This window comes from Desulfovibrio mangrovi, from assembly GCF_026230175.1.
Taxonomy (GTDB): Bacteria; Desulfobacterota; Desulfovibrionia; order Desulfovibrionales; family Desulfovibrionaceae; genus Halodesulfovibrio; species Halodesulfovibrio mangrovi.
The window spans coordinates 786309-798652 of the sequence record NZ_CP104208.1 but is presented as its reverse complement, the minus strand read 5'-3'; the positions used below and the strand labels follow the sequence as shown (position 1 = coordinate 798652).

Annotated in this window: 10 protein-coding genes; 7 read left to right on the top strand and 3 right to left on the bottom strand. The window is 56.5% G+C overall.

Annotated elements, in window-relative coordinates; translation table 11 throughout:
- Positions 1-8: 8 nt before the first annotated feature.
- The 4 genes from N1030_RS03635 to N1030_RS03620 are packed head-to-tail and all read left to right on the top strand — an operon-like array spanning position 9 to position 5102.
- Positions 9-2579 carry a molybdopterin-dependent oxidoreductase gene (locus N1030_RS03635; RefSeq protein WP_265827743.1) on the top strand — a complete coding sequence of 857 codons (2571 nt, stop codon included), beginning with the start codon at positions 9-11 and terminating at the stop codon, positions 2577-2579.
- A gap of 13 nt (positions 2580-2592) precedes the next feature.
- On the top strand, positions 2593-3321 hold the full coding sequence (locus N1030_RS03630; protein WP_265827742.1) for a 4Fe-4S dicluster domain-containing protein: 729 nt from the start codon (positions 2593-2595) through the stop codon (positions 3319-3321).
- Positions 3318-4418 carry an NrfD/PsrC family molybdoenzyme membrane anchor subunit gene (nrfD, locus tag N1030_RS03625; RefSeq protein ID WP_265827740.1) on the top strand — a complete coding sequence of 367 codons (1101 nt, stop codon included), beginning with the start codon at positions 3318-3320 and terminating at the stop codon, positions 4416-4418. The genes N1030_RS03630 and nrfD overlap by 4 nt, the downstream gene beginning before the upstream one ends.
- A gap of 57 nt (positions 4419-4475) precedes the next feature.
- Entirely contained in the window at positions 4476-5102 is a 627-nt protein-coding gene (locus tag N1030_RS03620) for a TorD/DmsD family molecular chaperone (RefSeq protein ID WP_265827739.1), read from the top strand.
- A 99-nt stretch (positions 5103-5201) separates the two neighbouring features.
- Here the strand turns inward: N1030_RS03620 and N1030_RS03615 are convergent, their stop codons facing one another.
- The 3 genes from N1030_RS03615 to N1030_RS03605 form a co-directional block, all read right to left on the bottom strand.
- Entirely contained in the window at positions 5202-6230 is a 1029-nt protein-coding gene (locus N1030_RS03615) for a threonine aldolase family protein (protein ID WP_265827738.1), read from the bottom strand.
- Between the two features lie 8 nt (positions 6231-6238).
- Positions 6239-7357: a glycosyltransferase gene (locus tag N1030_RS03610; protein WP_265827737.1), complete on the bottom strand. Its 1119-nt coding sequence runs from the start codon at positions 7355-7357 to the stop codon at positions 6239-6241.
- Positions 7358-7561: 204 nt separating this feature from the next.
- Positions 7562-8203 carry a hypothetical protein gene (locus tag N1030_RS03605; RefSeq protein ID WP_265827736.1) on the bottom strand — a complete coding sequence of 214 codons (642 nt, stop codon included), beginning with the start codon at positions 8201-8203 and terminating at the stop codon, positions 7562-7564.
- 249 nt (positions 8204-8452) lie between these two features.
- Between N1030_RS03605 and N1030_RS03600 the strand changes: the two genes are divergently transcribed.
- Genes N1030_RS03600 through ybeY form a run of 3 tightly spaced genes read left to right on the top strand, consistent with a single transcriptional unit; the run spans position 8453 to position 12308 of the window.
- On the top strand, positions 8453-9457 hold the full coding sequence (locus tag N1030_RS03600) for a PhoH family protein (protein WP_265827735.1): 1005 nt from the start codon (positions 8453-8455) through the stop codon (positions 9455-9457).
- Positions 9417-11855 carry an HDIG domain-containing metalloprotein gene (locus tag N1030_RS03595; protein WP_265827734.1) on the top strand — a complete coding sequence of 813 codons (2439 nt, stop codon included), beginning with the start codon at positions 9417-9419 and terminating at the stop codon, positions 11853-11855. Before N1030_RS03600 ends, N1030_RS03595 begins: the two co-directional genes overlap by 41 nt.
- Before the next feature lie 6 nt (positions 11856-11861).
- On the top strand, positions 11862-12308 hold the full coding sequence (gene ybeY / locus N1030_RS03590; RefSeq protein WP_265827733.1) for an rRNA maturation RNase YbeY: 447 nt from the start codon (positions 11862-11864) through the stop codon (positions 12306-12308).
- Positions 12309-12344: the final 36 nt, after the last annotated feature.

Genomic DNA, 12344 nt, shown 5'->3' with positions numbered 1-12344 from the left:
GAGGTTGTATGTCGCCCAAAACGCAAAGTGCCCGAAGGAAGAACCAGAACCAATCCAGGCGTAACTTTGTTAAAGGCGCAGCTATTACATGCGCCGCACTGTCTGGAGGCGTTTTTACCAAGCCTGCGCTGAGTGCACTCACTGAGGCCAAAGCGGCAGTACGTGAAACGCCGCAGGGAGAATGGCTGGCCTCCACATGCCAAGGCTGCACTTCATGGTGTTCCAAACAAGTCTACGTTGTTGAAGGGCGTGCGGTAAAAGTTCGCGGCAATCCCCATTCCAAGGTCAACTTGGGCGCTTCTTGTCCAAGGGGCCACATGGGTCTGCAGCAGGTGTATGATCCCGACCGGATCAAGACCCCCATGAAACGCACCAATCCCAAGAAAGGCAGAAATGAGGACCCCGGCTTTGTCCCCATTACATGGGATGAAGCGCTGGACACCATTGCCGACAAGATAATGGAACTGCGCAACGCACATGAAACGCATAAGTACATGCTTCTGCGTGGCAGATACACCTATATGCGCGACATTCTCTATGACTTTACAACGAAGATCATCGGGTCGCCCAACAACATCTCCCACAGCGCACTGTGTGCGGAAGCGGAAAAGTTCGGCCCATACTACACGGAAGGCTACTGGGACTACCGTCAGTACGATGTGCTGAACACGCGCTACATTCTTCTCTGGGGAGCCGATCCGCTGGCTGCAAACCGACAGGTATCCTACTACTCCAAGGCATGGGGCGAAGCCATAGGCAACGCCAAGGTGGCGATTGTTGAACCCAGACTCTCCGCCACGGCTGCCAAGGCTGATGAATGGATTGCAGCAAAGCCCGGTTACGATGGGGCCATCGCCGTTGCCATGGCACACGTCATTCTCACCTCGGGCTTGTGGAGCAAGGAGTTCGTCGGCGACTTTACGGATGGCGTAAACAGATTCGTCGTCGGACAGGAAGTGGATGAAACCACGTTTGCAGAGGTGCACACGCACGGACTCGTGCGCTGGTGGAACCTGGAACTCAAAGACAAGACGCCGGAATGGGCAGCGGAGCTTGCAGGCGTTTCAGCCGAACAGATACGGCGCGTTGCCACCGAGTTCGGCTCTCTGGCTCCCCACGTCATGTCGTGGGTCGGCGGCGGCCCCGTCATGCAGGTACGCGGCGGCTATACCAGCATGGCCTGCCACGCGCTCAACGGTCTGGTGGGCGCCTGCGACAACGTAGGCGGTACGCTTGTTGCCAACAAGGAATATACCAACAAGTTCCCGAAGCCGGATCACTATTTCGATGACATCGCCAAGAAGGGCAAGAAGCACGAGAAGATCGATCAACGCGGAAGACTGGAGTTTCCGGCCATCAACGCCGGCAAACCGGGCAGTGCCGTCATCACAAACAACGTTCCTACCGGCGTTATCAATGAAGACCCCTATGATATCAAGGTCGTCATTGCCTACATGAACAACTTCCCCTTCTCCGCTCCGCAAGGTCAGCGCTGGGAAGAAGCACTGAGCAAAATTCCCTTCATCACCCACATCACCACCAATGCGTCCGAATTCTCATGGTTCTCGGACATCCTTCTGCCGGACACGCACCATCTCTTCGAAAAGTGGGGATACGTGAAGTCCATAGGTAACGGCTACAGGCATGTCACCATCATGCAGCCCGTTATCGAACCTCTCTGGGATTACAAGATCGACGAAACTGAAATCCCCTGGCTGCTGGCAGAAAAGCTTGCACAGCGAGGTTTCACCAACCTGCTCGACTACTTCCGCACCGAATACAAGGATCCGGAAACCGGCGTTCCCCCTTCCAATGAAAAGGAATTCGCACTCTACGCGTTGAAGTATGCAACCCAACCTCTGTGGGATCCCGCCCTGCACAAGGGGGGCGACAAGTTTGAGGGCTGGGAGCACTTCCGCAAAATAGGCGTATGGAACTCCGATCCCTACCCGTACAAAAAACGCTGGTCTGAGATGAAGACCGATACCAAGAAGTTCGAGTTCTACAGTGAGACACTGAAGAAAGCGCTGGGAGCCCACGCCGAAAAGCATGAAACGGACGTGGATGCCGTGCTTGAAGCCAGCAAATATCTTGCGCGCGGTGAAAGAGCCTTTGTGCCACATTTTGAAGAACCCTTCGTGCATGGCAATCCGACTGACCACCCCTTCGTCTTCGTCGACCACAAGTCCCGCCTGAACCGCGAAGGACGTTCCGCGAACTGCGCCTGGTACTATGAGTTGAAGGATCTGGATCCCGGCGATGAAAAATATGACGACGTCGCCAAGATCAATCCCGTGGACGCCGAAGCCATGGGCATCAAAAACGGCGATGCCATCAAGCTGGTCTCTCCGACCGGAGAACTTTCCTGCACCGCAAAACTCTGGGAAGGCGTCCGCCCCGGCACCGTGGCCAAATGCTACGGGCAAGGTCATTGGGTCTATGGCAGGCTGGCATCAAAGGTATTCGGCAAGGAGCCCCGCGGCGGGAATAACAACATGATCATTCCTGCGGACTTTGAACGGCTCAGCGGTTCCACCGCCTACTACAGCACCGTGCGCGTCAAGATAGTGAAGGCGTAAGGAGGTAGATGACATGACAAGATACGCGATGGTTATCGATCACCAACGGTGCGTTGGATGCGGCGGCTGCATCATAGCTTGCAAAAACGAGAACAACACGCCGGAAGGCATCTCATGGTCCAACAAGATCACCGAGACTGTGGGAACCTTCCCAAATGTACGCTTCCACTACACCCCCACGCTCTGCAACCACTGTGAGAACGCCCCCTGCGTGCAGGGCTGCCCGACACAGGCCATGCACAAGGCAGAGGGCGGCATAACCATGCACGATCCGGATAAGTGCATAGGATGCAAATACTGCATGTTCAACTGCCCCTATGGGGTCATCTACTTCAACTGGCGAGACCCGTTCAGCCAGCAGAACAAGCAGGGCGAGCTGATACCGAACTGCACCTCGTCGCCTGCAGCGGATCTGGCAAAACTGAAAACCCAGGGAACGCCTTTCTTAAATCCTGACCGGGATGCGACTCTGCCCGGGTTAAGGCCCAGAGGCGTCGTCGAAAAATGCACCTTCTGCGACCACCGGCTCAAGAAGGGGCAACTGCCTTACTGCGTAGAGGCGTGCCCTGCCGATGCACGCATCTTCGGCGATCTGGACGATCCGGAAAGCGAAGTAAGCAAACTGCTCGGGAAATACCGTCCGTACCGGTTGAAAGAAGAACTGGGTACGGAGCCCAAGATCTTTTACATCCGCAGTTTCAACCCCGGCACGTATATCCAGACGAAAGGAGGCCTCAAATGAGTTTGGCAAACACCTTGCGAGTTCCGTGGCTTGCTCTTCTCGGAGCAGGCGTCCTGACTGGCCTCTATACGGCGGCCCAGTTGTTCAGCGAAGGGCACGCTCTGTTCAAGGCCAACGATGTCATCGTCTGGACATTGCCGCTTGTGGCATACGTGTTCTTTGCCCTTACCAGCACAGGGCTGGCTCTTGTGGCATCCATGCCGCTGGTCTTCGGCGTCAAGGAATTGATGCCGCAGGCCAAGAGGCTGACATTTCTTGCCATAGCCACCCTTGCGGCCGCCTTCATAGCCATCGGCCTTGAACTGGGTTCTCTGGGGCACATGTATCAGCTTCTTCTTTCCCCCAACCTGTCATCCCCCATCTGGTACATGGGTGCGCTTTACAGCCTCGAGCTTGTTCTGCTCATCATCAAATTCGCCCAGATGCGAACCAAGGGCACCGCTGATGGTTCAGGCAAGCTGCTCAGCCTTCTTTCCATGTTCTGCAGCCTTTTTGCAGCTCTGATGCTCGGCGCGGTTTTCGGACTCACGGAAGCACGCCCGACCTACTTCGGCCCCTTCATCTCCGTGCTCTTCCTCTCCCTTGCCTTCATGGGCGGCGTCTCAGCCATTCTCTTCCATCAATCCATTCTCCAATCCATCTCATCCGGCAGGCCTTCCGCAGCCGTCACCAGCAGCATGAACTATCTCGGCAGGCTGCTGTACCTCTCTTCCGGCGCAGCCCTGTTGCTGCTCGTTCTGAAAATACTTCTGGAATCAGCCGCCACCGTGCCTGCACTAACCAACTCTATCGGCATTGGTTCAGCAATATGGCTCGCCGTTCCATTTGCCTTGATGGCGGAATCAAACCTGCGCCAGACTTCGTGGGCCCGGATATTTGCACCGGCAACGGCGCTGGCGGGCGCTTTCTCCATCCTGTTTCAGGTCATACTCTCCGGCCAACTGCAGCCTGTAGGTCCCAAGGGCGAAGGACTTCCAGCCCTGCTCAGCTACACCCCCAACCTCTGGGAACTGCTTGTGGTCGACTTCGCAGTATGTGTCATGCTGCTCCTGTACACATGGGGAGAGAGCAAACTCAGACTTGATAATGCTTCCTAACTGCAAGCTACAGGCAGGGGCCGGACATACCAGCCCCTGCCGCCTGTGGAGACTCATATGAAAAGCGGAAGTGAAAGCAGAATTGCAGCATGGTGTAACGCCCTGTTCGCCTTGGCGCATTGTTACAGGGAGCCGGGCGACTCGTTCCCTGCCTACGTAACCATGCTGGATGAATCATTGAACGCGCTGGCAATATCCCAAACAGTACCCGCCCCTCTGCACCAAAGCCTGACCGACACAGAGCCCGCCGAGCTGCTGCGGGACTATGCCCGTCTTTTCATAGGCCCGTTCGAACTGTTCGCCGCGCCCTTCGGTTCAGTCTATCTGGAAGAAGGCAGACGCATCATGGGTGAAACAACCTATGATGCCCTGCACCACTATCAGGCTGCGGGGCTTGAGGTCAGCGCGGATTTCGGCAATCCACCCGACCACCTCTCGGCAGAACTGGAGTTCATGTACTACCTGCTGCACAAGGAAATGCAGGCCCGGGTTCAGAACGACATGCAAGGCTCAGCCCGATGCCGTTCGCAACTGACGGCTTTCGTGAACAACCATCCGGCACGATGGATCGACCCATTCTGCACAGCTGTACAGGAAAGTGCCGCCACACCGTTCTACCATACACTTGCATCACTGACCCGAACGACACTGCAAACATTCAGCCCCGAAATCCTCTCTCTATAGCAAACACAAACAAGAAGGCCGGGAACCTGTTGGTTCCCGGCCTTCTGACTCTTTTCCGGATTAAAAGATCGGAACGCTCCGCTCCGTGCGTATTTCCGTCTATGCCGTGGCGGCAGCCGCGATAAAAGCGTCCACTTCTGCCTCTGTGGTGTTAAAGGAACAGACCAGACGCGCCTGATGCAGGGATGCATCCCACACATAGAAATAGAACTGCTCCTGCAAGACATCAATACGCTCGGGGGACATTGCGACGAATACTTCATTCGCCTCCACCCTGTTCACCACGGTCATGCCGGAAACGGCCTCAAGCCCGCGTGCAAGGCGCTGCGCCATGGCATTGGCATGACGGGCGCTCTCCAACCACAGGCCGTCCCGAAGCATTTCCGCAAACTGGCAGGAAACGTAGCGCATCTTGGAAAGCAACTGCAGGTTCTGCTTGCGCAGATAGGGAAAATCCGAGCTCGGAACCGGATTGGCGGATACGTTGAAAAACACCACCGCTTCACCGAACATCATGCCGTTCTTTGTGCCGCCGAAGGAGAGGACGTCCACTCCTGCGTCGCGGGTAAACGCGTTCACATCCACACCAAGAAATGCGGCAGCGTTGGCGATGCGGGCACCGTCCATATGGAGGAACATGCCGTGTGCATGGGCAAGATCGGCAAGAGCCCGCACTTCATCAGGCGTATACACTTCACCGAACTCCGTGGCCTGCGTAATGGAAATGGCCTTGGGCTGGCTATGATGCACAACGCCCTGCGCAGCCAGCAGAGGCTTCACCTGCTCAGGCGTAATCTTGCCGTTGGGTGAAGGCAGGGTGAGCAGCTTGCACCCGATGGATGCTTCAGGTGCTCCGGTCTCATCCACATTGATATGCGCCATCTGCGAACAGATCACCGCATGGTAGGAGCGTACAAGGCTCTTCAGCCCCAGCACGTTGGCACCGGTGCCGTTGATCGCATAGAACACGGCAATATCGTCGCCGAACAGGGTCTTGAAGACTGCATCCGCCTCTGCGGTATGTCTGTCGTCTCCGTAGGCACGGGCAAAACCTTCATTGGCACGGCCAAGGGCCGCAAGAACACGGGGATGAACGCCCGAGGCGTTATCACTGGCAAAATTTATCACGTGGCACCTTATTTCTGCAAAAGAGCGTTGTAGAGGGAGAGCGTCTGATCGAGAAAATGCTGCCCGCTGAGGGAACGAATGCGGAGCTGCTGCTGTTCAAGCAACGTGCGTCGATAGTCCGCGTCCGTAGCCACGCGGCGGATGGCCGCGGCAAGCGCCTCGACATCGGCAGGACGGAACAGGGCGTCGGGCTCCAGCAGGTCGGGCATAACCCCCACATCCGTGGAGATAAGAGGACGTTCGCAGGCCATGATTTCCAGCGCGGCACGGGCTATGGTCTCGGACCACTTGGATGCAATGACGCCAGCATCAAGCGCAGAGAGGCAGGCAACCACATCATCGCGCTTTCCGGTGATGACGGAGATATCCTCAACGCCGTTTTCGCGTATCCAGTCCTGCACCACCTTTTGCGGCGTTGCACTGTCAAACCCGAGCAGCATCAGCCGGATATTGGTCATGCCCTGCCTGCGCAAAGACGCAACGGCTTCAATGGTTTCCCGCTGGCCCTTGACCTCGTCAAAACGGCCCAGCAGGCCAACGACAAAATCGTCCTCGCGGTAACCGAACTCGGCTCGCACGCGGGCTCGACCATCAGCTTCAAAGGTGAAGCGTTCGGCATCCACCCCGCCGAAGATGGTGTGCACCTTGGACGCCGGCACATGCAACACATCGGTGAAATGACGCGCCATGACGGAGTTCGTCGCCACCACGGCATCGGCCACATCGGTATGCAGCCAGCGGTTTATGGCGTTGTTCTTCGGCAGGCGTTGGTCACCGCGCGTGCGAACAAGCTTGAAGGCATTGGGGCCGCCCGCGAGCTGCTTCTTGAGCAACCCCCAGAGCATGAACCCTTCGCCCCGATGACAGTTCACGATGTCCGGCTTGAAGCCGGTCACCAGACGGTGCATCTGGCCGTAGGTGCGCAGCAGCCTGACGGGCTGGGCCGTGTTGAGGTCCATATGAATGCCCTGCATGCCCCACTCGCGGGTCTTTGTCGCCCCAGGCGTGTTCTGCAGGACAATGATGCGGGTCTCATGACCGGCTCGCTGCAGCAGCGTTCCGAGGTACAGGCCATACCATGCCGTGGCATTGAACCAGCGCACGTTGATTATCTGAAGAGTTCGCATGGGGGAATTCATGACAGCAACCAACCCAAAAAACAAGCCGCCATGTGTAAATCCGGAGCGCTGCAGCTTAACACTTCACAAAATGAAAAAGGCAGCCGGTATGGCTGCCTGTATTGCACGTCATCCTAATTGGTCCTATCTCATTGCAGGAAGAAAAGGCCCTTTCTGCATACCCGGAAATGAACCAATTCCTGTGGGCGCGCTCTAGATCGTCCTGCTCAGACCGTACATACCTGCGGTGAACCCAGCTTCGCTGAAATCCATGAGTTCAGACGCCAGAGACATGCCGTTTGTCATTGCAGAACTCATGAACAGCGCAGCCCCCTGCATCTGAATTTCCTTGCGCATGTCGGTAATGGGCCTGTCCTGAAACTGGCGGGCACGGTCAAAGTTGCCGATCATCTGAATCTTGTTGAACTCTTCCACCATCTTCGGATTAGCCTTGAAATACCGCTCGATAAGCGCTGCTTCCTTATGATCGGAAATAACGGAGACGCCGCCGTTGTTATCGGAAACGAGACGAAACTCAATCTTCTCATCCACTCCCAGTGCACGCAGGTCGGACTTCACCTTCTCGGCGAACTCCGCTTCCTTGGTCTTCTTGTGCTCCTCCAGCTGCTTGAAGGTGATACGGCCGTTGGCATCCGGCTCAACTCCCGCAAGAGCCGCTTCCACCTCGCGGGCAATACCGGACATGGTATTATTGCCCGTATACATGCTCGCTCTGCGAAGCTGCGCACGGGGCTTTTCGGTTTCCTGCGCAGAATTATTCTCGGCGGCGCGGGTATCCGTACGCAATCCGGTATAGGAAAGACCATCAACTCTATCTATGCTTGAAGTGTACATTCGCTCGTCTCCTGCCTGTCAGTTCCTTGCGGCAAGGAATGCCGCCTGCCTTCTATCTAGCAGGAATCATACCAAATACCCTATACATCCACGCATACACCGATACTGTCATTTTCTAGACTTTCACTAATATTGACAGGACGTTGTACATACCGCAAAGTGTTGGACGCTGGGGACAAAAAAAGGTAGTTTCTGCCAAATCCTGATTCATTGAGGAGTAATGGTACCGCCGCCAGGCACTGCCAGATTATGTCAGCACAACCTACTACACGAGCGCTTGAGTTCGATGATGCCCGCCTCGCCAACGAGCTGTTCGGCCCGCAGAACAGCAACCTGGCCCTTATAGCGGAAAAAAGCGGCGTCACACTGAACACACGCGGTGCAACCCTTCTTGCCTCTTCGGAAGACGAGAAGGAACTGCACACCGTTCTCAACCTGATGACACAGCTCTATGGACTGCTGAAATCAGGCAGCCCCTTGTTCCCCCGCGATGTGGTCTATGCGTACGGCATGATTGCCAGAGAACCCGCAACAGACCTCAAAACCATCTTCAAGGAAGCCGTTTTCGTGGCTTCCCCCAAGAAGACCATCACCCCCAAGACCCTGAGCCAGCGTGATTACGTTGCCGCCCTGCGCGAAAACGACATGGTATTCGCCGTGGGCCCCGCAGGCACCGGCAAGACCTATCTCGCCGTTGCCATGGCGCTTTCCAAACTGCTCTCCAAACAGGTCAAACGCATCATCCTGACCCGTCCTGCCGTGGAAGCAGGAGAAAAACTCGGCTTCCTTCCCGGCGACATGGTGGAAAAGGTCAATCCCTACCTCCGCCCACTGTATGATGCTCTGCATGATATGCTTGATTTCGAAAAAGTTTCCGAAATGCTGGAAACCGGTGTCATAGAGATCGCTCCGCTCGCATTCATGCGCGGAAGGACACTCAACGACGCATTCATCATTCTGGATGAAGCGCAGAACACAACTCCCGAGCAGATGAAGATGTTTCTGACCCGTCTCGGTTTCGGTTCACGTGCAGTGATCACGGGTGATATCACCCAGATCGACCTGCCGGCCGGAGACAGGGGAAGAAGCCTCCCCCGTTCGGGACTGGTGGATGCTCAACGCATCCTCGACGGCGTCAAGGGAATCCGCTTCCTCTCATTCCATGAAGATGACGTTATCCGTCACCCCCTGGTGGGACGGATAGTACAAGCCTATGAACGCAGCCAAACAACTGATTTCAGGAAAAAAGACTAACGGCACAAGCCGCTTTCTGCCGTCACTGTTCAAGCCGCGCAAGCCGAAAAAGCACTCCAGCCGCCCCGTATACGGCCTGGCGTTCTTCATTTTCGTCCTTGCCGCGCTTTCAGTTCTGGGCGGTGTGCAGTTCCGTCCGCAGACAATACTCTTCGTAGCCGGAGAGATTGCGACTCAGGATGTCACGGCGGATCAGAATCTTCTTGTGGAAGACACAGTCTCCACTCTTGCGAAGCGAAAACAGGTCGCCGAGTTGCAACCGCCCGTTTTCGACCTGAGCCTCACGCCCATAGAACACCTTCAGTCCCGTGTGGCCGAAATCTTCACCACCATTGATGCGCCTGAAAGCGACAACTCGGACCCGGATCAACTGCGCTGGCAGATATCCGAGGCCCTCAACACCGAAATCTCGGCCACCACGGTCAAGGACTGGCAGCAGGGCATTTTCCGCAAAACCATGCGGGAAGATGTGCTGCCATGGCTTGTCGAACGCCTTATCTCCGGGGTTACCGCGGACAAGACCCTGCTGTTGCAATACCGCCATGGCATCGTCATCCGCGACCTGACCACGGAAACCGAAACCATCAGACTCGAACTGGAAGGCATTCCCGACATCAAGGATCTGCGCCTTGACCTTGCCAACTACATCAAGGGCCCCCTCAAGCTCCCCCTGCATATGCGCCGCTCCATCACAGCGCTGCTCACCCCCCTTCTGTCACCCACGCTGACGCTGAACAGAGAGGCGACCAACCAGCGCATCAAGATGGCCACGGAATCGATAGATCCCGTCTACAATCACATCAAGAAGGGCGAAATCATTGTACGTCAGGGCGAACGGGTAACGGAAGAAGATCAGATGCAGCTGCAGACCCTGCTCAGCCACAAGCGGCAGACAGTCTTCCCCATGCGCATTGCCGGCCTCTTCATTGTATCCCTCATGCTTGGCGGCGGTCTGGCCTTTGCCAAACCCGGCAGACGCATCTCTGACGTGAAGAACAAGGACCTCTATTTTACCGGCCTGCTGCTTCTGCTCTTCGGCATCGGTGCGAAGATGCTCATGCTGGCAAACGGCTCCCTCATCGATCAGGCCCCCACTGAGATGCGGGGCGAGCTGCTCCCCCTGCTGTTCCCCGTTTCCGGCGGCATGGGGCTTGTGGCTATGATCTTCGGCTTCAAACGCTGCAGCGTCACCTCCCTCATCCTTTCCTTCATGTGCGCAGTGATGACGGGCGGCGGCATGTGGCTCTTCCTGTTCTATTTCATCGGCTCCATGCTCTATGTACTGCTGGTGAAACGCGCCCAGACGAGAAGCGACATCGCTCTCAGTATCTTCCCGCACATTGCCGGCCTGATATTCACGTGGATGGGCGTGGCCATGTTCCAGCGGTTCGAGGCCTCACAGATTTGGCTGGGCTGCCTCTACGTGCTCGGCAACGGCCTGCTTTCACTTCTCGTGCAGTTCGCCGTGAGTCCGCTCATTGAAATGGTGTTCAGCTACACCACACGCTTCCGCCTCATGGAGCTCATGAATCTGGAACAGCCCATGCTGCAGGAACTGATGCTGGAGGCACCGGGCACCTATCATCACTCGCTTATCGTGGCGAACATGGTGGAAGCCGGGGCCAAATCCATCGGCGCAAACAGCCTGCTCTGCAAGGTTGCCGCCCTGTACCATGACATGGGCAAGCTCTCCAAACCGGAATACTTCATAGAAAATCAGGGACGCGCCAAGAATCCGCACGACAAGATTGCCCCGTCCATGAGCACGCTGGTCATCAGCACCCATGTGAAACGCGGTGTGGAAATGGCCCGCCAGCACAGGTTGGGCGACGAAATTGCGGACATCATCGAACAGCACCATGGCACCTCCCTCATCCGCTATTTCTTCAACAAGGCCAAGGAGGCCGGCGACAATCCGCGGGAAGAGGATTACAGCTATCCCGGCCCTAAACCGCAAACCCGCGAGGCCGCCATCGTCATGCTGGCAGACGCCGTGGAGGCATCCAGCCGCGTGCTTGCCGACCCCACTCCCAGCAGAATACGTGGTCATATAGACACCATCATCAAGACCATCTTTGCCGAAGGTCAGCTTGACGAGTCCGAACTCACCCTGCGGGACCTGCACACCCTGAGTGACAGCTTCCACCGCATCCTGACAGGCATATTCCATCGCCGCATTGAATATCCTGACGACAAGAAAGACAAAAGCGGCTCCGCCAAGAAGGGCGAAGACAAACAGGAAACAAAGCAGGGACAGAAGAACGGCGCAAGCAAGGATTCCAAGGATTCCAAAGACACCAAGGACACCAAGGAAACTCCTGCTGCCTCCTCTTCCGAAGCCAAGGACAGCCTTTCGGCTTCCGGTTCGGACAAGAAAACATCAAACCCGCTGCAATAACGCTGCATGATACAGATCAAGAAAGCTGAAGGCATCTCGTGGCTGCTGCCCCTGACCCGCTCCGAGCTGCGCCTGTGCGTGGAAACCATCTGCACCGCCATCGGACACGAAGGCGCCTCGCTGGACCTGAACCTCGTAAGCGACGCTGAGGTTGCCGAACTGAACAGGACGTTTCTGGGCTGCGACGGCCCCACGAACATACTCTCATTTCCGTCCACCGATGCGGACTCCATTTCGGACATGCCCGCAGGCTGGCACATGGGCTGGCTTGCCCTCTCGCTGGACACGACAATACGCGAAGCCCTGCTCTACCATCAGGATGTGACGGAGCATGCCTTACGGCTCATTGCCCATGGCACGCTCCATCTGGCAGGCTACGACCACAGCGAAGAGATGTTCGACCTCACGGAAAAAGCGGCGGCAAGCGCCCTTGCAGCACTTGCCACCGCCTGATTCTCTTCCGTCCATTGCGCCATCCGGGAGAGGAAC